This is a genomic window from Amycolatopsis sp. NPDC114504 (assembly GCF_055633595.1).
The window spans coordinates 938,955-958,796 of record NZ_JBVKDU010000005.1; the positions used below are offsets into that span (position 1 = coordinate 938,955).

The window sequence follows — 19,842 nt, forward strand, 5'->3', positions numbered from 1 at the left end:
CACGCCCAATTGTTCAGCAAGCTGAACATTCTGCACGACGACCCGGAGTGACGGTGAGCACAACCCCCGAACCGGACCTGAGCACGTGGCCGACGGGCCGGCTGCTCGCGGTCGCCGCGCGCCTGGTGGAGCACCGCTGGGCGGCCGTGCTCGACGGCATGGGGCTCACCCACGCGGGACTGATCGCGCTCCACACGCTGCGCGACGGGCCGCTCCCCCAGCGGACGCTGGCCCAGCGCTGCCAGGTGACCGACCAGACGATGAGCCGCACGCTCGACCGGCTCGCCAAGGCCGGGTTCGTCACCCGGACACCGGACCCGGCCGACGCGCGGCGTCACCTGACCCGGCTGACCGCGCGCGGCGCCGCGGTGCACGAACGCGCGGTGCGGGCCGAGCCGGCGTTGCTCGGCGTCCTGGGCGAGGACGACGCGTTCCGCGCCGGGCTGCTGGACGTGATCGCGCGGCTGTCCGCGGAGGATCGAGAGCAACCGGTGACCTGAGCGGCCCGGCCCAGGCCAGGCGCGGATTCCCGGTCCCGGCCCGCTTCTCCGCGGTCAGTTCGGCGATTCAGCTCCGGCGGGCCTGGGTAGCTCTTCTGGCATGTGGATCGCGGTGAGCACCCCAGTGGCCCTCCTGATCGCTACCGTCCTGATGGAGCGGTTCGAACGACGATGCACGCTCGCACCGGCGAAGGGCGAACCGGCCGAGCTGCCGGCTTCCGCCGCACTCGACTAGCGTCCCTTGTGGACAGTCCGCGTCGACTGTGATCCACGTCTCACTCCGCTTCGTCGAGAACCCGCCACCCCTCCCGCGGCGACTGACGAAGCAGATCCGGCGAACCCCGGGTCGAGGGAGGAGAACCCCATGCGCGGCAAGTCCACCCGCACGGTGATCGGCCTGGCCACCGCGGCCGGGCTCGTCACGGCGGTGAGCATCGGCATCGCCGGCGGTGCGTCGGCGGCATCAGGAACTTCGGAGGGGACCATGACCACACAACCACCCCAGGGCGCCCGCGCCACCGTCGAGGTGACGCCGAACCCGACGACGCACCGCGGCCAGGAAGTCACGATCACGGGCGACTGCGGCGGCGGCACCGGGCTGAAGTCCGTGCTCGGCGGCTTCCCGGAGCACCCGGCGCTGGAGAACATCCGGATCATCGACGCCGGACCCGGCCACTTCGTCGCCAAGGCGACCGTGTCGCAGCACATCGGCAACGGCGTCGGCCCGGTCTTCGTCGACTGCGGCGGCGAAGCGGGAGTGACACTTCTGGTCACGCACGTATAACGCGAACGGACCCGCTCGCCGGGAGACGTTCCGGTGAGCGGGTCATCCGGGCAATTCCGCCGAATTCAGCAGGTCTTCCACGCGAAGTGGTAAATCGTGTCGACACTCGCGTGCTCGGAATCCATTTCGATGTAACTCGTCGCCGAGGAGGTGCCCGCGTCCGCCCGCAGTTCCGCATTGATGTTCAGGTTGCGGTCCTCACCGCACGGGGCGAACACCAGCGCGGCGACGTCGGTGACGTCGCTCGCCCGCCACACGCCGTGGAACGGGCCCGGGTAGGTGTGGCGGACCCGCGCGGTCGGTGACGTCCCGGCGAAGTAGTAGTTGGCCTGCTCGAGCGCGCTCGCCCCGCTCTCGATGTGCGCGTAACCGCGGTACTCGGCTTCGGCGATCGCGTACGTGAACCCTTGTGGCACATGGACGAGCACGTTGATCTGGCAGTTCTTCCGGGCGTCGAGCGCGGACGCGCCACCGCCGGCCTTGGCGGTGAAGTTCGTGTAGTGCACCGTGAACGACGTGTTGTCGGACGCGACGTCCGCCGAGGCCGTGGCGGTGCCGGCCGGGCAGCCGGACCCGTTGATGGTCTTGATGTCGAGCGTGATCTTTTCGGTCGGAGCCGATGCCGCCGCGGAATCGACGGGTGCGGCGAGGGCGGACAGAATCATTCCGGCTACGACCAACATACCGAGCATGACGCTCCTCCAAATGGGCCACGGTGCCTTTTGATCACGATGATCGCGCGCGAAACGGATCGTAGCGCGATCGCAACCTTTTCGACGGCCACTGAACGGAGTAACACGACAACCGGGAGTACGGGAAATCCATTTCCCGCTATTTCGCCCTTCGCCGGTTGTGCATATCGAAGAATCGTCGGTCAGTACTGGTTCAGACCAGTATCGTGCCGGAGCGAGTACGGCGGGGTGGCGCCGGCGAGCAGCGCTTCGGCGTCCAGCGTCGAAGCCCGGCTCCCCCGCTCCGCGAACCGCCGCGCCACCAGCGCGCCCGGTTCCTCGACGCGGTCCGCGCGCCCGGAGAGGAAGGCCCACTCGTGCTCGTCGGACCCGAAGTACAGCACCGTGCCGAACACCTCGCGGAACCGCCGCCACGACGCGAGCAGCGTCTCGTTGCGCCACAGCGTCGGGCAGCCCGCCTGGCAGGTCACCACCCCGCCGGGGGCCAGCACCCGCACGCACCGGCCGAGGAAGTCCGTGCCGTACAAGCGGTTGTGCTGCGCGTCCGGGTCGGTGTTCTCGTCCGGCAGGTCGATCACGACCACGTCGTAGGTGTCGCCGCGGGCTTCGGCGGCGGCCAGGAACGCCCAGCCGTCCTCGAAGGACACCCGGATCGGCCCGTCGCTCCGCGCGAGGTCCGCGGTCGTGTAGCCGTAGGGCAGGTGCTCGGCGCAGGCCCGCACCGCCTCCTCGTCGATGTCGACGTGGTCGACCAGCGTGGCGCCCGCGTCCACGGCCAGCTGGGAGGCGACGCCCTCGCTCGACCCGATGACCAGGACCCGCCGCACCCGCTCGGCCAGCAGCAGCGCGGGCACCATCAGCGCCTCGTGGTAGACGAGCTGGCTCGCTTCGGTGCTCTGGCGTTCGCCGTCGCAGAACAGCGAAACCCCCTGCGCGGTCTTGCCGATCAGCACCTCCTGGAACGGCGTGCGCGCGTCGAACACGACGTCGTCGACCGCCCAGACGCGGGTGAGGCCGGCGCCGACCGGTTCGTGGATCGTGGGCATCAGCGTTCTCCCCGGTGCAGGACGGACAGGTGGACCGCGGCGGCGTCCAGCGACTTCGCCAGCAACCGCAGCGCGTGCTCGGGGTCGGCGCGCTCGCCGCAGGTGAACACGTCGGCGAACAGCGACCCGTGCTCGGGGTAGGTGTGCACGGACGCGTGCGACTCGGCCAGCAGCGCGATCACCGTGGCGCCCTGCGGGGCGAACCGCTTGGCCACGACGTCGACGACCGTCGCGCCCGCCTCCGTCACCGCCACCCGGAGCAGCTCCCCGAGGCGCTCGGGGTCGTCGAGCAGGGCCGCGTCGACGCCGTGCAGCTCCGCCAGCACGTGCCGCCCGGTGAACCGGCCGACCTCAGACATCGCCCCACCTCCCGACGCAGTACGTCCGCAGCGGCTCGATGCCGTTGAACCCGACCGACGCGTAGCTCGCGGTGTAGGCCCCGGTGCCCGGCACGTCGAGCCGGTCGCCGGCGGTCAAGGACACCGGCAGCTCGTACGGCGTCCGCTGGTAGAGGACGTCGTCGCCGTCGCAGGTCGGCCCGGCGAGCACCACCGGCCCGGCCGGGCCGTCGTGTGGCTCGACCGGCTCGAAGCGGTAGGCGATCGCTTCGTTCTCGGCCTCGGCCAGGCCGTTGTAGCGGCCGATGTCGAGGTAGACCCACCGTCGCTCGCCGCGCTGCGCGACCAGCACGACCTCGGTCCGCAGCAGTCCCGCGTCGGCGACGAGCACCCGGCCGGGCTCCAGCATCAGCTCGGGCCGCTCGCCGGGGAAGTACGTGCCGAGGGCCGTCTCGATCGTCGCCGCGTACGCGTCCAGCGACGGGACACCCGTCCGGTGCGTCGTCGCGAAGCCGCCGCCCAGGTTGAGCCGCGTCATCGCGACGCCCTGCGCCGAGGCCTCGGCGAACAGCTTCGCCGCCGTGGCGATGCCGATCTCCCACGCGGCGACGTCCGGCTGCTGCGACCCGACGTGGAACGCGATGCCGGGGCGCAGCCCGAGCGCGGCCGCGCGCAGCACCAGGTCCAGGGCCTCGGCCGGGTCGCAGCCGAACTTCCGGCCGAACGGCGTCACCGAGTCGGGCGCGTCGAGCACCACGCGGATCGACACGGCCGAGCCCGGCGCGTACCGGCCCAGGTGGTCGACGTCGCCGGGCGCGTCCGACGTGAACTCCCGGACCCCGCGCTCGAAGGCGAAGGCGATGTCGCGGGGCTTCTTGATCGGGTTGCCGTAGGCGAGGTCCGCCGGGCCGGCGCCGCGGTCGAGGCCCAGCTCCAGCTCGGCGGGTCCGGCGACGTCGAAGCCGGCCCCGGCCGCCACCAGCGCGTCGAGCACCGGGGGCGCCGGGTTGGCCTTGACGGCGTACCGGATCAGCGCGCCCGGGAACGCCGAGAGGAACCCGCGCGCCCGGGCCGCGACGGCGTCGGTGTCGACGACGAGGCACGGGGTCGGCGGGTCCCGTTCGTCGAGGAACCGGCGGAGGGGGTCGGCGCACACGCCGCCAGTCTCGCAAACGACGTCAGACGAACCGCCACAGGTGGTCCGGTGACCCGTTGTCGTCCCACTGGGTGACCTGGGCGCCGTCCGCCGTGGACTGCTGGTCGACCGCCATGACCTTGCCGCTGCGGACGTTGACGAGCTTCGACCAGCCACCGCCGGCGTCGACGATCCGCCAGTTGTGGTCGGGCGTGCCGTTGTCCTGGAACTGCTGCACGTGGGCGCCGTTGTCGAGGCTCTGGTCGTGCACCGCGAGGATCTTGCCGCTGTTGCGGTTGACGACCCGGACGGTGCCGTCGCCGTTGTCGACCACGGCCCAGAGGTGGTCGGCCGTGCCGTTGTCCGACCACTGGGTGACCTCGGCGGTGTCGGCCAGCGACATGTTCGACACGGCGAGCACCTTGCCCGAGCGCTGGTTCTGGAGCTTGCGCCAGACCGTGGCCGACGCCGCCGGGCGCGTCAGCAGGGCCAGGTAGCCGCCGGCGACCGGGCGGGCCTGGAAGCCGCGCTGGGTGGCGTCGGCGACGACGTACCAGTCGCTGAACGGCACCCGCTGCGGTGTCGTGTTGGCATAGCTGTAGACGCCCTCGACCAGGGTGTTCCGGATGTTCGGCTGGTCGGTGAGCCAGGCCGCCGTCCACAGCTCCCAGTCAGCCTTCGTGTAGTTGTTGCGCGGGTCGAGCAGGACGCCGTGGGCGCCCGCGCGACCCTGGTACCAGGCGGCCTCCTGCGCGGCGACCCCGAGCGGGACGAGGTCGAGGCCGAGCACGCGGTCGGCGAACCCGTTGTACTTGAGGCTCCACGTGCCGGGCTGGTCGTAAGCGAGCTTGAGGTGCTGGTTCGACGAGTCCTGCGCGAGGGTCACCCACTGGCTGACGTAGCCGCGGGAGGTCGACCGGTAGCGCTGGACGTCGGCGGTGTTGCCGGCGGCCGCCGCGATGGCCCCCATCGCGCCGACGCCGATGATGCCCTTGAGCGCGAGGTTGGCGCTGTGGGCGATGAAGCCGGTGAAGTCGTCGGTCTGGTTCTGGAAGCCGGGGTCGAGGGTGTTCCCGATCAGGTATTCGGCCCACTGCCTCAGGATCCGGTAGTGGGTGTTCGCGAAGGAGACGGCGTCCGCCGACGGCAGCCGCTGGACCAGCGCGGCGGCCATGATCAGCATGTTGGCCGACTCCTCGACCGGCATGCTCTCCTCGTTGCCGTCGTTGTGCCCGGTCGCGTCCGGGTAGTGCGTCCCGAGGTCGTGCTCGGCGAACTGCATCGGCCAGCCGCCGCGCTCGGCGTAGTCGAGCAGCGGCTCCAGGATCAGCCGCAGGTAGGCCGGCGACAGGTAGAGGTAGGCGGGGAACGCCGGGTAGGTGACGTCCACAGTGGACATGTTGCCGTTGGAGGAGATCTCCTTGAGGAATCCCCAGGGCGCGCCGCCGCGGTCGACGAGCTCGGTGCCGCCGAAGGCCTGGCGCAGCGCCAGCGCGCAGATCCCGGCGTAGTGCTCGCCGGTGGTCCCGCCGCCGGCGGCCGCGACGGCGTCGTCGTGCAGGCGCTGGTCGATCGCGGTCGCCGCGCTCAGCGCGCTCGCGTAGTCGCCGGCGAACCAGACCGCCATGTCCTGCCAGCTGCCCCAGTAGTGCGTCCACCAGGGGCGCAGCTCGGCGCCGAGGTAGCGGACGGCGGGCGTGCGGACGTGCCCGATCGACAGCGTGAACGGGGTCGACGAGCCACCGGCCGGGATCGTGCCGAGGTTCTTGTTGAAGGCCAGCACGGGCCAGCGGTCGTTGATCGCGCGCGGCTGGGCGGTGTCGCTGGTGTTGTTCAGCGCGCCCTGACCGGCGGACGCGGCGCGCACGACGGTGTCCTGCCCGATCTGCCAGCTGACACCGGACGCCGGCGCGGCCAGCACGAGCGAGCCCCAGCTCGCCTGGTCGCCGTTCTCCTGCAGGACGCCCGGGCTCGCCGGGGTGCAGCTGAGCAGCGTCTGACCGCCGGACTGCTGCTGGGTCCAGGTGACCGGGGTGGCGGTGTTGCCGTGCACCCACTCGGCGGAGGTGTCGAAGTGCAGGTCGACGGCGTGCGCGCGGCCGTCGGCGCTGGCGGCCTGCAGGGTCACGTAGCCGAACGGGACGCTCTGGCGTTGCAGGTTCGCCGGGTCGACCGGCGAGAAGAACGTGACGGTCAGGTTCACCCCGCCGCCGGTGAGGACGTACGTCGAGCGCGTGCCGGTGACCTGCAGGCTGACCTGGGTCATCGGGGTGAGGGCGGGGCCGGACGGCAGCGCGGGCGACCCGGCGAAGACGTACGCCACGCCGTCGATGCGGGCGAGGCCGCAGAGGGCGGTGACGTGCCCGGTCCAGAAGCTCGACCAGGTGCCCGGGAGGTTGTCGGCGGGCTGCCAGGTGGACAGGTACGGCGAGCGGACGATCAGCGGGGTCGCGGGCGGCCGGATCGGGCCGAAGGTGCCCGCGGTGGCCGCCGTCGCGGGCAGCCAGAGCGCCGCGGCGACGGCGGCGGCCGAGCCCCCGGCGAGCCGGATCAGGTCCCGGCGGGTCAGGTGAGCGCGTTCTCGGGAGGACATCGGTGGCCCCTTCCACGGCGTGCGAGCCGGTGCGGGATAACTTTTACATCGTTGGTACAACGTTGTAAATCCGCCGTTGGTCGGCGTGGTGATTCATTTGCGGACCAGTGCGGACGCAGGTCCGGTGCGGATTCCGGGGCGGATCGCCGGCCCGCGATGTCCGGAATGGGGCGGTCCCGGCGCCGGACGTCCCGGATGACTCATTCACGACAGCCCGAAACGTCCGCGCACCGGCCGAATCACGCCCGCGGATGCGGGAAGATCGGTGGCATGCACGCCGACCTCGTCTTCACCCGCGGCCCCGTGCTCACCCCCGGCGGCCGGGCCGGCTTCGCGGCCGTCCGCGGCCATCGGATCATCGCCGTCGGCGACGATCCGGGACCGCTGATCGGCCCGCGCACCGAGCTCGTCGACCTCGACGGCCGCCTGCTGCTGCCCGGCTTCCAGGACGCGCACGTGCACGCCGTCGGCGGCGGCGTCGAGCTCGGCCGCTGCGACCTCACCGGCGCCGGCACCGTCGTGAGCTGCCTCGACACCGTCGTCGCGTACGCCAGGGCGAACCCGCGGCTCGAGTGGCTCATCGGCAGCGGCTGGTCGCTCGACACCTTCGCGGGCGGTCTCCCCCACCGCCGGCTGCTCGACGCCGTCGTGCCGGACAGACCGGTGGTCCTGGTCAACCGCGACCACCACGGCGTCTGGCTGAACAGCGTCGCGCTCGCCAGGGCCGGGATCACCGCGAGCACGCCCGACCCGCCCGACGGCCGCATCGAGCGCGACGCCGACGGCGCCACCGGCGTCCTGCAGGAAGGCGCGATGGACCTGGTCACGCGGCTGCTGCCGCCGGTCACCGAGACCGACGGGCTCGCCGGGCTGCTGCGGGCGCAACGGCTCCTGCACTCGCTCGGCGTCACCGCCTGGCAGGACCCGCTGCTCGGCGAGTACGGCGGCATGCCCGACCCGTCGCGCGCGTACGCCACCGCGTCGGCACGTGGCCTGCTGACCGCCCAGGTCACAGGCGCGCTCTGGTGGGACCGCGCCCGCGGCGCCGAGCAGCTCCCGGACCTGCTGGAGCGCCGGGAGTCGTTGCGCGGCAGCGGGTTCCGCGCCGAAACCGTCAAGATCATGCTGGACGGCATCGCCGAGAACCACACCGCGGCACTGCTCAGCCCCTACCTGCGCACCGGCCACAGTGGACTGAGCTTCGTCGACCCGGTGGAGCTGCGCGAGCACGTCACGCTCCTGGACGCCCACGGCTTCCAGGTGCACTTCCACGCCCTCGGCGACCGCGCGGTCCGGGACGCGCTCGACGCCGTCGAAGCCGCCCGCACCGCCAACGGCGCGAGCGATCACCGGCACCACCTCGCGCACGTGCAGGTGGTGCACCCCGACGACGTCCCGCGCTTCCGGCGGCTCGACGCGACCGCGACGATCCAGCCGCTGTGGGCCGTGCACGAGCCGCAGATGGACGAGCTGACCATCCCCTTCCTCGGTGCGGAACGGGCGTCGTGGCAGTACCCGTTCGGTGCGCTGCTGCGGTCCGGGGCCACCCTGGCCGCCGGGAGCGACTGGCCGGTGAGCAGCCCCGACCCGCTGCAGGGCATCCACGTGGCGGTGAACCGGATCCCGTACGGCGAAGACGTGCCCGCGTTCCTACCCGGGCAGCGGATCGACCTGGCCGCGGCGATCACCGCGTACACGGCGGGCTCGGCCCACGTCAACCACCTCGACGACACGGGCACGATCCGGCCCGGTCACCGCGCCGACCTCGTGGTGCTCGACCGCGACCCCTTCGCGGGCCCCGAAAGCGAGATCGGGGCCGCGAAGGTCGCGATGACGTTCACCGGGGGCCGGTGCGTCCACGAGCCATGACGGCCGGCTCGTGCTCGACGCTCACCCGCGGGCGCAGGGGCAGGTTCTCCAGCCCCTCGACGTCGAGCACCAGGAACCAGTGCGCGTTGGCCGGGATGTGGATCTTGAACATCGGCGCGGTGGCCACCCCGCCGTGCATCCGGTAGTACTGCCGGCGCCGGTAGGCCTGGAGGTTGACCTCCGTCAGGAGCCTGACGTTGGCCATCGCCTCCAGCCGGATGGTGACCACCGCGTCTCTTCGCAGCTTTCCGAGATCGAACACGTTCGCTTCCATGACGCCCCTCTTCACGCGTGGTTGCAGTTCGATGCTGTGTCGCGGGCAGCGCGGATCGCGCCGCGAAAACGCGACGGGCGGAAGTCCGGGGTGGGATCAGCCGGGGCCGGTACCGGGTTCGCAGGCCCGCCAGAGCGGGACGAAGTCCCCCTCCGACGGCGTGCAGGCAGGGGTGGCGCGGGGCCCGTGACCGGGGGTGAGGAAGGCCGGCGGCACGGTGGGAGCGGGCCCACAGGCGGCAACCTCGGGAGCCGGCGACCGCGGCGCGGGGACGTTGTTCCCGGGGACGCGGATCGGCTGCGACGAGGTTTCGGCGGCCGTGGGCGTGCGGTGCGTGGCCCGGGACTGCGCGGTGGCGGGTTCGGTGGTCGGGCTGGTTGGGCGGCCGTAGGTCCGGTCCGGCGTGGTGGTCGCACTCGGGCCGGCTGCGGTGGGTTCTTGTTGCAGCGGCGCGGTTTCCGCCTCGCTGGTGGGGAGGACCGACGGCTCGCGGGTCTGCTTCGGGGCGAGTGGGTCGGCGACGCCGTCGCTCACCGGTCGCACCACGACGGGGGCCGGGGTCAGGGCGTCGCCGACGGGCTTGGCCACGGGTGACAGGAGATCGCCGACGGGCTTGATCACGGGGCCAACGGGCTTGATCACGACACCGGCGGCGCCCAGCACCGGATCGAGCACCGGGGCGACTGCTCGCACGACGGGCGCGGCGGCCCGCACGACCTGGGTGACCGGTTCGAGAGCAGGTTCGAGGGACCGCACCACGGGCTCGGCAACCGTTGCGGCAGAACGCGTTACTCGCGATAGGGGCTCGAGGACGACCGGCTTGGCGGCACGCATGGTCCGCGAGATCGGCTCGACCGCAGGCGTTACCGCACTCATCACCGGCGAAACCGGCGCGGCAGCGCGGACAACCCGCGCCACGGGCTCGGCCACCGGTGCAACAGCCCGCGAAACGGGCTCAACCCCACCGGCCGCCGCGGAACCAGCCCCGTTTCCCAGCGCCGAAGAAACCGGCTGAACCACTCCAGCCACCACCCCGCCGATCGGGTCCACCTCGCGCGTAGCCGCCTGAGCATGGCCCGCGACCCACCACGAAACCAGCCAAAACCCGACCATCGCCCCGGCCACGAGCAGCAAGCGCCGGGCGGTAGCTGTCGCGTCACCTTTGTCGCGCGCCCTGGCCACGGTTGGCGAACCTCCAAAATGCGAGATGCAGGTCTGGGACTTACCCTCCAACGCCCGACGCCACACGCGCGCTACGCGCCACCCGTCGCTACCACTCGACCGGCCTAGTTCTTTCGGGTCGGCAAGCCTGAGTGAACCCGCCACTTGGCGGAGCGCGGTCCCCCACCCGCAGGCCCGCCGGTCAGGCTTCCTGAGAACGTCGCTGGGACGACAACGCGCCCAGTGCCAGGACGCCGTGCTGGAGTCCCTCGCGGAACGTCGCGCGCTGGCCCGGGCTCAGGTCGGCCAGGAGGACGTCCTCCACCTCCGCCACCGCCGGGGCGCAGTCGGCCAGGAGGCGGTGCCCGGTCTCCGTCAGGCCGGCCAGCAGGACGCGGCGGTTGTCCGGCTTGGGGGTCCGCGCGATCAGCCCGCGCTTCTCCAGCGCCAGCACCATCTCGTGCATCGTCTGCGGACGCAGGAACGAGCGCCGCGCGAGCTGGGCCGAGGACAGCGCGCCGCTGGCTTCGAGGACCGTCAGCGCCGTGTACTGCAACGTCGTGAGCCCGAGCGGCCGCAGCGCGTCGTCGAGCAGCGCCCTGATCACCAGCTCGAGCCGTTTGACCAGGTAAAGGGTCAACGGCGGGCTAGCGGGCTGCTGCTCCGCGGAGGTGCTCACGCCGCCCATCATGACACGCGCCCGCGACTATGCTCCGATCATGGACCTCGGTCGGCAAACCCGCGTGCGGCAGGCGTTCGGCACCTTCTTCGGTCCACCCGAACCACCCGCCGCCGACCACGTCCTGGACCTCTTCCGCCGCACCGCGGAGACCGTGCCCGCATACCGGAAGTTCCTGCGGGAGCACCACATCGCACCCGATGCCATCCGGACCATGGCCGACTTCCGGCGGCTGCCGCTGCTCGACAAGGCCGGCTACCACCGGAAGTACCCGCTGCCCGAGCTGTGCCGCGGCGGCACGTTCGACGGGCTCGACATGATCGCCGTCTCGTCCGGCTCCAGCGGCCACCCGACGATCTGGCCGCGTGCGCTCGAGGACGAGCTGCACGTCGCACGCCGGTTCGAAACCGTGCTCGTGGACGCGTTCGAGGCCGACCGGCGCAGCACCCTCGCCGTCGTCTGCTTCCCGCTCGGGACCTGGGTGGGCGGCCTGTTCACCACGGCGTGCGTGCGCCACCTCGCGGCCAAGGGCTGCCCGATCACCGTCGTGGCGCCGGGCAACAACAAGGCCGAGATCCTGCGCGTGCTCCCCGAGCTCGCGCCGCACTTCGAGCAGGTCGTGCTGCTCGGCTATCCGCCGTTCGTCAAGGACGTCGTCGACACCGGCGTCGCCGAAGGCGTCGACTGGCCCGCGTACGCGATCAAGCTCGTGCTGGCCGGCGAAGTCTTCAGCGAGCAGTGGCGCGAGCTCGTCGCCGGCCGCGCCGGGGTCGCCGACCCGGTCCGGGACATCGCGTCGCTGTACGGCACGGCCGACGCGGGTGTCCTCGGCACCGAAACCCCGCAGTCGGCGGGCATCCGCCGGTTCCTCGCCGGCCAGCCGGACCTGGCCCGCGAGGTCTTCGGCGACGCGCGCCTCCCGACGCTCGTCCAGTACGACCCCGCGAGCCGCTTCTTCGAGGAGCACGAGGGCACGCTCGTCTTCAGCGGCGACGGCGGCATCCCGCTGATCCGCTACCACATCGCCGACGACGGCGGGCTCCTGCCGCACGCGGACCTGCTGGACTTCTGCGCCCGCCACGGGTTCACGCCGCCGCCCGGACCCGAGCTGCCGTTCGTGTACGTGTTCGGCCGGTCGCTGTTCACGGTGTCGTTCTTCGGCGCGAACGTCTACCCGGAGAACGTCACCGTCGGCCTGGAGCAGCCCGGCATCAGCGACACGGTGACGGGCAAGTTCGTCATCGAGTCGGTGGAGGACGCCGACCGGGACCGCCGGCTGCGGATCACGGTCGAGACGGCGCCGGGCGCGACCGCCGACGCCGCCGGGATCGCGGTCGCCGTGCGCGACCAGCTGCGGCGGCTCAACAGCGAGTTCGCGCACTACGTCCCGGCCGAGCGCCAGCTGCCCGACGTCGACCTGCGCCCGGCCGGCGATCCCGAGTACTTCCCGGTCGGGGTGAAACACCGCTACACCAGGCAGTCCTAGGCTTCGGACGCCCGGCTGACCCGCTCGGTCGGGTCCGGCGCGCCCGGGTCGCGCACGCGGTCGGTGATCAGGAAGCCCGGGAGCTCGAGTCCGTGCTCCTCGGCGAGCCGGAAGGTCCCGCCGCGGGCATCGGGGTCCCAGCCGAGCGTCAGCGCGTGCTCGACCAGCCGCCGGACGTCGCCGGACGCCGGGTAGGAGCCGTCGGTCGCGGCCGGGGTCCACCCCATGCTCGTCGCCTTCGAGAGCAGGTCGGCTTCCAGCGCGCGGCCGTTCTTGCCCGCGCCCCACACCCGCACCCGGACGCACCGGTGGAGATCGACGCCGTCGCCGCGCACGGACCCGATCGCCGCCCGCCAGGTGTAGTCCCGGTCGCCGGCCCGCAGCCGCCGCAGCCTCGTTCGCACGCGAACCAGCCTAAGGCGTGTCCGGTAAGTGATCTAGCTGCGGCGCAGCTGGTTCCGTTGCTGGACGGCATCGGCGTCGCCCGCCCCGGGCCAGGCCGGCCGAGGTGTCGGCCGGAGACGGTGATCGCGGACAGCTCCTAGGCCCGGGCCAGCTTCCGGAACCGCTCGCGCCGCTCGGCGGCGGACGAGCCGTCGGCGATGTCGTCGTCGAACCACGACGACAGCGCCGTCCACAGCTCGGCGCGGGCCGCGAAACCGTCCTCCGCCACCAGGGAGTTCTCGAGCTCGGCGATGTCGGCGGTCAGCTGGTCGAGGCGCTGGTCGCACTGGCGGACGTACTCGCGGACCACGACGTTGACGTCGAGACCGGTCTTCGCCCGGGGGCCGGCGGCGCCGCGCAGCCAGCCGTGCAGCCGTTCCTCGCAGTACAGCGGGAACCCGGCGACCGACCCCGGGTAGCCCGAGTCGGCCGACCACGCGCGGAACGCGCAGATCGCCTGGTAGCGCGTGTACCAGTCCTGTTTGCCGGTCGCGAGCTCGGCGAGCCGGCGCCAGGCGTCGCGGTCGGCCGCGCGCCAGCGGTCGAGCGTCCGGCCGTCCGGGACCGCGTCGGGGTCGAGGGCCCGGGCGCGCCAGAAGTGCGCGCGGCAGGCGGCGATCTCCGCGACGAGCTGCCGGACGTAGCTGACCTGTTCCCAGACGTGGGCGCGCTGCGGCCGCAGCGGCGCGGCGCGGTCCGGGGAGAACGTCACCATCTCGAAAACGCGGAACAGCTCGTGCCCGCGCAGCGCGACGAGGTCGGGGTCCTCCCCCATCACCCACGACCGGCGCTCGGGCAGCCGGCCGCTGTGGCTGATCGTCGCGGCGTGGTACAGCTCGCGGATCGCGCGGCGGGCCACTTCGTCCCGCGCTTCGCCGACGAGACGCGGGTTGCGGGCGCGGTCGCGGAGGTCGCGTTCGCCGCGCGGGCCGACTTCGAGCATCGCGACGGCGTACACGCTCGCGGCGTTGTAGCACTCCTCCCACGACTTGCGGGCGCCTGCGGCTTCGACGGTGTCGTCGAGCGCCCGCGGGTCCGGCGGCCAGCGGCGGTCGGGGCAGACGTCGGCCAGCCGCACGCGGCTGCCCGGGTAGGCGGGCTGGGGCACGGGGACCGCGCCGGTCACCGGCTCGACGTCGGCCATCGCCCGCCGGACCACCGTCCAGACCAGCGACAGGTCGAGCGCGCGGTTCGTCAGCTGCCGCCAGCTGCCGCGCCAGCGCCGGGTGAACCGGCGGTAGTCGGCGACGAGCCGTTCGATCTCGTACTGCGACAGGGCGCCGAAGTACGAGCGCATCTCGGCGGCCCGCTGGTTGTACTCGGCCAGCTGCGCCGGCGTCGCCTCGTGGACGACGAGCTCGTCGGCCGGGACCTTCAGCACGCGGCGGTGCAGTTCGAGCCGCTTCTCCGGCGGGATCGCGTACGGCCGCACCCGCACGTCGAGGTCGACGTACCGGCGGAACCGCAGCTCCAGCGCCACCCGCAGCTCGGCCCGGCGCAGTGCCCGCGCGTCGCCGGGCACTCCCGCCGTCGTGCGCCGCACCCACCACGAGCCGGCCACCGAGTCGCCGTGGCCGAGGACGAGCGCGTGCCGGTAGCGGGCGATCAGCAGCGCGACGGCCCGCCCGCGGCCCGCGTGCCGCGGCTGGCGCGCGAAGTCCGGGCCGATCCACCAGCGCGCCAGCTTCGGGTGACCCCGGCTGCACAAGGTGATCACGTCGTCGTACGTCGCGAGCGCGTCGAGGTGCAGGTCGAGCTGCTCCTGCAGGGCGGCGATCTCGAGTCTGATGTAGACGTTCGACGGGTCGAGGCTCACCGCGCGGTAGTACTCGGCGAGGGCCTCGTCGTAGCGGCGGTTGACGATGAAGTGGTTGGCGCGCTGGTACGCGTCGAACAGCTCGTACGGGATCTTCGCGCCGCGCCAGGCGGCCCAGTGGATGTTCGTGCGGACGTAGGCGCTGCGCGGGATGACGAGCGCGGCGACGGCGTTCGCCGCGCGGTGCAGCACGCGCGGCCAGTTCTCGTCCTCGATCACCAGCGGGCTGGCGGCGAACCGCGGGACGCGGACCAGCTCCAGGATCAGCTGGTAGCGCCCGGTGGTGTTGCCGGGCCGGACCGTGCCGGTGACGGTGAACGCGGCGGGCGGCTGGGCCAGCCGGACGAGCTTGGTGGCGGCCTTCCACCAGCCTTCCGCGGCGTCGCCGGCGTGTTCGACGATCTGGATGAAGTCGTAGGAGCTCCCCGCCCCCGGCACCGGCGTCGGCGTGTAGAGCCGGGAGTCGTTGAGGATCCGCTTGAACGCGGCGGTCAGCTCGACGGCGGAGTCGATCGCGCGGTCGTGGCTGTCGCCGGGGCGTTCGTCGGCGAAGAGGCGGATGTCGATCTGGTTGGCGCGGAAGGCGGCGGCCTCCAGCCGGGCCCGGCCGATGAAGTACAGCGTGAGCACCGCGGAGATGATCACGACGGACGTCTGCAGCACGGTCCAGGTGATGACGCTCGCGACCTTCGGGTCGCGGACGAACGTCCAGCTCTGGAAGAACGGCAGGTAGGGAACGACGGCGAAGCCGGCCGCGACGAGCCCGGCCGTCACCGCCGCGAACCACCACCTGATCCGGTGAGCCGCCGGAAGTTCAGCCTGATCGAAGCCGCCGTGACGTCGCGCGGGCACCGTCGATCACCCCCTCGTGTCGCCAGGTTACTCGCGGAGGGGGTGTGTTTCGTTACGGGCCGTGATCCGCGAGCTCGGCGATCACCTGGGCGTGGCACAGTTCGGGCACGCACCAGCACCCGAGCCGCTTCCCGCGCAGCTCAGGCAACAGCGCGAGCAGGTCCGGCCGGGACAGCAGGTGCTCGCGGTACTGCACGAGGACCTCTTCGCGGGAGCCGTCCTTCCCCGGCTTGAACGGGCTGGCGAGCTTCGACCCCGCGAGGTGCCAGCCACCCCGGTGCATGGCCCGCCCGACGTAGACGACGTCGGCGTAGTCCGGGTCGTCGCGGTGGCCCTTCAGGTTGACGACGGTGGTGCGCACGCCTGCTCCTTCCTGCTCCGCCCGGCGGCCCCCGGGTGCGGGGCCGCCGGGCGGGATCGTCACGGCAGCTTGACCGCCAGCAGGTCGGTTTCGCGGATCTCCGGCGGTGCGCTGAGCATCGTCGCAGCCGCTTCGGTCAGCGCGGCGGCGATCCGGCCCTCGAGGTGGGCGCGGCGGCCCTGCTCGTCGCCGAAGGTGTCGAACACCCCGAAGGTCGTGGCGTCCAGCCGGAACGCGAACCACGCCAGGGTGTGCTGCTCCTCCTTCGCGAGCTCGACCGCGTCGCGCAGCATCGCCTCGACCTTGTCGGCGTACTCGGGCTTGGCCTCGATCCGGGCCAGCAAACCGATCTTCATCTTCGCTCCTCGTCTCGTTCGGACCTCACCGAAGCTAGGCCCGCGGCCGGGCCAGCGTCAGTGGCAGAAACGACACCTTTGCTACCGTTTCCGACATGAAGATCGCGGTGCTGGCGTACGACGGGGTGTTCGACTCGGGACTGGCGGCGGTGCACGACGTCCTCGACACGGCGAACGCCCTGCGGGGCGAGCTGGACCGGCCGCCGCCCGCCTGGGACGTCACCACGGTCGGCGCGAAACGGCGCGTGCGGACCGGGGCCGGGCACGTCGTCGCCACGGAACCGCTGCGGCACGTGGCGGACGCCGAGCTGCTGGTCGTGCCCGCGCTGGCCGAGCGGCGGCCGGACGAGCTGATCGCGTACGTGTCGGGGCCCGGTGCGGCGCCGAGCCGGCGGACCGTCGCCCGGGCGTGCGCGGCCGGGACGCCGATCGCGTCCGCCTGCACCGGCACCTTCCTGCTGGCCGAAACCGGCGTGCTCGAGGGGCACCGCGCGACCACCAGCTGGTGGCTGGCCCCGGTGTTCCGGGCGCGCTACCCGGGGGTCGAGCTCGACCAGACGCGGATGGTGGTCGCCTCCCCCGGGGTGACCACCGCCGGCGCGGCGTTCGGGCACGTCGACCTGGCGCTCGCGATCGTCCGGCACCGCAGTCCCGCGCTGGCCGACCTCATCGCCCGGTACCTGGTCGTCGACGAGCGCCCGTCGCAGTCGGCGTACACGATCGCGAGCGCGCTGGCCGGGCACGACCCGACGGTCGCCGCGTTCGAGGGCTGGGTCCGGGCACGCCTGGCGGAGCCGATCAGCCTCCCGGCAGCGGCGCACGACCTCGGCGTCAGCGAACGCACGCTGCAGCGCGCGGTCCGGCGCACGCTGGGGACGTCGCCGGTGCGGTTCGTGCAGGACCTGCGCGTCGAGCAGGCGGCGCACCTGCTGCGCACGACGGGCCTGTCGCTGGAAGCCATCGCCCGCAAGGTCGGCTACGAGCACCCCGGCACGCTGCGGGAGCTCCTGCGCGACCGGACGGGCAAGCCGGTGGCCTCGCTGCGCGGGTGAGGCTCCCCGGCGGAGCACGCGCGGTGGTTCGGCTAGTGCATATGCACTATGCTGAGGGTTCACGGTTGAGCCGTCAGCCGCTGCCGGACGTTTCCGCGCCCGGGCGGCAGGCGCTGTCCACGGCCGAAATCCTCCGCCCACGTCCGGTCCGCCCCACGCTGCCCGACGAAAGGGTGTGCCCGCGATGGTTCCTGAACCTCGCTCGGCCGACCACGAGCTCACCACCGCCGGCTGGATCGCCGCCGTCGGACACCTGTCCCTGCGCGTCTCCCGCCCCACCCCGCGCACCCTGCTCGTCCGGGTGGCCGGCGAGGTCGACCTGAGCACCGCGCGCAAGCTCGACGAAGTCCTGCGCTCGCGCGTCCACGCCCCGGTCGGGGAGGTCGTCGTCGACCTCGAGGGCGTCACGTTCTTCTCCGTCGCCGGCCTGAACTCACTGCTGCGCGCGCAGCTCCTCGCCGATGCCGCCGGAGCGCGCCTGACGGTGGACCCCGGCCGGTCTCGCGCCGTGAAGCGGCTGTTCACGTTGCTGCCGATGGACTTCTACGGCGTGCTGATGCCCGGGCCGGCCGGCTGACCCAGCCGCCGGACGGCCTCGACGATCGTCGTGTTCGGCACGCCCTTCACCAGGTACTCGGTGACGCCGGCCGCGGCGAGCGCGGCCATCGACGCCCGGTCGGCGTAGGCCGAGAACGCCAGGATCGCGGTGTTCGGGCTGCGGCGGGCGATCTCGCGCGCCGCCCGGGCCCCGCCGCCGCCCGGCATCCGGACGTCGAGGACCGCGACCGCGGGCCGGTGGTGCTCGGCGAGCCGGATCGCCTCGTCGGCGTCGACGGCGACCGCCACGACCGCGATGTCGGGCTCCTCGTCGAGGACCTCCTTGAGGACGGCGCGGATCATCGCGTCGTCGTCGGAGATCAGCACCCGCACCTCGGTCACGGTTCGAGCCCCGCCGCGTCGGGCAGCATCGGCAGCCAGAACTCGACGGCCGTGCCGCGGCCGGGGACGCTCGTCACCGACAGCCAGCCGTTGGCCGCTTCGGCCCGCTCGTGCATCTCGACCAGGCCGAAGTGGCCCGCGCCGGCGTCCTCCCCCGCCGTGCCGGTGCCGTCGTCGGCGATCCGCACGAGCGTCCCGTTGTCCACTGTGGACAGGTGAAGGTCGACCCGGCTGGCCCGGGCGTGCCGGTGGACGTTGCTGAGTGCCTCCTGGCAGATCCGGTACACGGTGATCGCGGCGGCGGCCGACGGCTCGGCGGTCAGCTCGTCCCGCACCGAGTGGGCCAGCTCCCAGCGGCCCGCGACCTCCTCGACGTAGGCGGAGACGGCCTCCGCCAGGCCGTGCCGGTCGAGCTCCGGCGGCCGCAGCCGCGACACCAGGCCCCGCAGCCTGCCGATGGCGGCCCGCACCGAATCGTCGAGCCCCGCGACGGCGCTCGCGTGCGGCTCCGGCAGCCGGGAGGCGAGCAGCTGCAGGCGCATGCCGACGGCGACCATGGACTGGATGGATTCGTCGTGGACGTCCCAGGCGATCCGGCGCCGTTCGACCTCCTGCGCCTCGACGAGGTGGCCGACGAGCCGCCGGCGTTCGCGCAGGGCCTGCTCGGCGTTGCGGCGCTCGGTCATGTCGCGGGTGACCTTCCCGAAGCCCTGCAGCCGGCCCCGCTCGTCGAACAACGCCGTGATGACGACGTTCGCCCAGAAGCGGGTGCCGTCCTTGCGGACCCGCCAGCCTTCGTCCTCCAGCCGGCCCTCCTCGGCCGCGATCTCCAGCTCCCGCGCCGGCTTGCCCGCCGCGACGTCCTCCGGCGGGTAGAACATCGAGAAGTGGCGGCCGATGGCTTCCGCCGCCGACCAGCCCTTGATGCGCTGCGCGCCGGCGTTCCAGCTCGAAATGCGGCCTTCGGGGTCCAGCATGAAGATCCCGTAGTCCTGGACGGTCTGCACCAGCAGCCGGAACCGCTCTTCGCTCTTCCGCAACGCTTCCTCGGCGTCGCGGCGTTCCGTCACGTCGCGGGTGACCTTCCCGAACCCCCGCAGCCGGCGCCCTTCGTCGAACAACGCCGTGATCACCACGTTCGCCCAGAACCGCGAACCGTCCTTGCGGACCCGCCAGCCCTCGTCCTCCAGCCGGCCCTCCTCGGCCGCGATCTCCAGCTCCCGCGCCGGTTTGCCCGCCGCGACGTCCTCCGGCGGGTAGAACACGGAAAAGTGCTGCCCGACGATCTCTTCGGCCGACCAGCCCTTGATCCGCTCGGCGCCCGCGTTCCAGCTCGCGATGCGCCCTTCGGGATCGAGCAGGAAGATCGCGTAGTCCTGCACGCTGCGCACCAGCAGCCGGAACCGCTCTTCGCGCTCGGTGCCCTGGTCGTCGCCCGGCGGAAGCTCGTCGTCCATGCGGCAAC

General features: G+C 72.6%; 20 protein-coding genes. 6 read left to right on the forward strand and 14 right to left on the reverse strand.

All coding sequences use genetic code 11. The annotated features are described in order from the left end of the window. Positions 1–47 precede the first annotated feature (47 nt). Both ACZ7PG_RS40470 and ACZ7PG_RS40475 read left to right on the forward strand, forming a co-directional pair. On the forward strand, positions 48–500 hold the full coding sequence (locus ACZ7PG_RS40470; RefSeq protein ID WP_470244484.1) for a MarR family winged helix-turn-helix transcriptional regulator: 453 nt from the start codon (positions 48–50) through the stop codon (positions 498–500). A gap of 364 nt (positions 501–864) precedes the next feature. After that, positions 865–1,284, forward strand: a complete 420-nt coding sequence (locus ACZ7PG_RS40475; RefSeq protein WP_470244485.1) for a hypothetical protein — start codon at positions 865–867, stop codon at positions 1,282–1,284. Between the two features lie 65 nt (positions 1,285–1,349). Here the strand turns inward: ACZ7PG_RS40475 and ACZ7PG_RS40480 are convergent, their stop codons facing one another. The 5 genes from ACZ7PG_RS40480 to ACZ7PG_RS40500 form a co-directional block, all read right to left on the reverse strand. Next, complete coding sequence (locus ACZ7PG_RS40480) at positions 1,350–1,949, reverse strand: DUF4360 domain-containing protein (protein WP_470244486.1); 600 nt, start codon at positions 1,947–1,949, stop codon at positions 1,350–1,352. Between the two features lie 209 nt (positions 1,950–2,158). After that, entirely contained in the window at positions 2,159–3,022 is an 864-nt protein-coding gene (locus ACZ7PG_RS40485) for a spermidine synthase (RefSeq protein WP_470244487.1), read from the reverse strand. After that, positions 3,022–3,381 carry an adenosylmethionine decarboxylase gene (speD, locus tag ACZ7PG_RS40490; protein WP_470244488.1) on the reverse strand — a complete coding sequence of 120 codons (360 nt, stop codon included), beginning with the start codon at positions 3,379–3,381 and terminating at the stop codon, positions 3,022–3,024. The genes ACZ7PG_RS40485 and speD overlap by 1 nt, the downstream gene beginning before the upstream one ends. Continuing rightward, positions 3,374–4,516, reverse strand: a complete 1,143-nt coding sequence (locus ACZ7PG_RS40495) for a type III PLP-dependent enzyme (RefSeq protein WP_470244489.1) — start codon at positions 4,514–4,516, stop codon at positions 3,374–3,376. The genes speD and ACZ7PG_RS40495 overlap by 8 nt, the downstream gene beginning before the upstream one ends. A 22-nt stretch (positions 4,517–4,538) precedes the next feature. Continuing rightward, positions 4,539–7,088, reverse strand: coding sequence for a glutaminase domain-containing protein (locus ACZ7PG_RS40500; protein ID WP_470244490.1), 2,550 nt, complete (start codon positions 7,086–7,088; stop codon positions 4,539–4,541). A gap of 270 nt (positions 7,089–7,358) precedes the next feature. Here ACZ7PG_RS40500 and ACZ7PG_RS40505 point away from each other — a divergent pair, with 270 nt between their 5' ends. Continuing rightward, the gene (locus tag ACZ7PG_RS40505) at positions 7,359–8,957 is read left to right on the forward strand and encodes an amidohydrolase (RefSeq protein WP_470244491.1); all 1,599 of its coding nucleotides are present in this window, start codon (positions 7,359–7,361) and stop codon (positions 8,955–8,957) included. Here ACZ7PG_RS40505 and ACZ7PG_RS40510 read toward each other — a convergent pair. The 3 genes from ACZ7PG_RS40510 to ACZ7PG_RS40520 form a co-directional block, all read right to left on the reverse strand. Next, positions 8,926–9,231 carry a DUF1883 domain-containing protein gene (locus ACZ7PG_RS40510; protein ID WP_470244492.1) on the reverse strand — a complete coding sequence of 102 codons (306 nt, stop codon included), beginning with the start codon at positions 9,229–9,231 and terminating at the stop codon, positions 8,926–8,928. The two genes, ACZ7PG_RS40505 and ACZ7PG_RS40510, sit on opposite strands and share 32 nt — an antisense overlap. 96 nt (positions 9,232–9,327) lie before the next feature. Then, positions 9,328–10,365 (reverse strand): hypothetical protein, encoded by a 1,038-nt coding sequence (locus ACZ7PG_RS40515; RefSeq protein ID WP_470244493.1) that lies wholly within the window; start codon positions 10,363–10,365, stop codon positions 9,328–9,330. Positions 10,366–10,594: 229 nt separating this feature from the next. Beyond that, a complete protein-coding gene (locus ACZ7PG_RS40520; protein WP_470244494.1) occupies positions 10,595–11,083 on the reverse strand; it encodes a MarR family winged helix-turn-helix transcriptional regulator in 489 nt (162 codons plus the stop codon). Positions 11,084–11,111: 28 nt separating this feature from the next. On the opposite strand from ACZ7PG_RS40520, the gene ACZ7PG_RS40525 reads away from it, so the two are divergent. Then, positions 11,112–12,557, forward strand: a complete 1,446-nt coding sequence (locus ACZ7PG_RS40525; RefSeq protein ID WP_470244495.1) for a phenylacetate--CoA ligase family protein — start codon at positions 11,112–11,114, stop codon at positions 12,555–12,557. Here ACZ7PG_RS40525 and ACZ7PG_RS40530 read toward each other — a convergent pair. From ACZ7PG_RS40530 to ACZ7PG_RS40545, 4 genes are all read right to left on the reverse strand, one after another. Next, complete coding sequence (locus tag ACZ7PG_RS40530) at positions 12,554–12,961, reverse strand: hypothetical protein (RefSeq protein ID WP_470244496.1); 408 nt, start codon at positions 12,959–12,961, stop codon at positions 12,554–12,556. The genes ACZ7PG_RS40525 and ACZ7PG_RS40530 overlap by 4 nt on opposite strands. 137 nt (positions 12,962–13,098) lie before the next feature. After that, entirely contained in the window at positions 13,099–15,591 is a 2,493-nt protein-coding gene (locus tag ACZ7PG_RS40535) for a hypothetical protein (protein ID WP_470244497.1), read from the reverse strand. Positions 15,592–15,721: 130 nt separating this feature from the next. After that, on the reverse strand, positions 15,722–16,030 hold the full coding sequence (locus ACZ7PG_RS40540) for a DUF4326 domain-containing protein (protein ID WP_470244498.1): 309 nt from the start codon (positions 16,028–16,030) through the stop codon (positions 15,722–15,724). Positions 16,031–16,089: 59 nt separating this feature from the next. Then, positions 16,090–16,386, reverse strand: coding sequence for a putative quinol monooxygenase (locus ACZ7PG_RS40545; protein WP_470244499.1), 297 nt, complete (start codon positions 16,384–16,386; stop codon positions 16,090–16,092). Positions 16,387–16,481: 95 nt separating this feature from the next. On the opposite strand from ACZ7PG_RS40545, the gene ACZ7PG_RS40550 reads away from it, so the two are divergent. Together ACZ7PG_RS40550 and ACZ7PG_RS40555 are read left to right on the forward strand one after the other, a co-directional pair. Further along, complete coding sequence (locus ACZ7PG_RS40550) at positions 16,482–17,438, forward strand: GlxA family transcriptional regulator (RefSeq protein ID WP_470244500.1); 957 nt, start codon at positions 16,482–16,484, stop codon at positions 17,436–17,438. 184 nt (positions 17,439–17,622) lie between these two features. After that, positions 17,623–18,015, forward strand: a complete 393-nt coding sequence (locus ACZ7PG_RS40555) for an STAS domain-containing protein (protein ID WP_470244501.1) — start codon at positions 17,623–17,625, stop codon at positions 18,013–18,015. Here ACZ7PG_RS40555 and ACZ7PG_RS40560 read toward each other — a convergent pair. Then, entirely contained in the window at positions 17,982–18,377 is a 396-nt protein-coding gene (locus ACZ7PG_RS40560) for a response regulator (protein ID WP_470244502.1), read from the reverse strand. The two genes, ACZ7PG_RS40555 and ACZ7PG_RS40560, sit on opposite strands and share 34 nt — an antisense overlap. Continuing rightward, on the reverse strand, positions 18,374–19,834 hold the full coding sequence (locus ACZ7PG_RS40565; protein ID WP_470244503.1) for a PAS domain-containing sensor histidine kinase: 1,461 nt from the start codon (positions 19,832–19,834) through the stop codon (positions 18,374–18,376). Before ACZ7PG_RS40565 ends, ACZ7PG_RS40560 begins: the two co-directional genes overlap by 4 nt. Between the last annotated feature and the right edge of the window lie 8 nt (positions 19,835–19,842).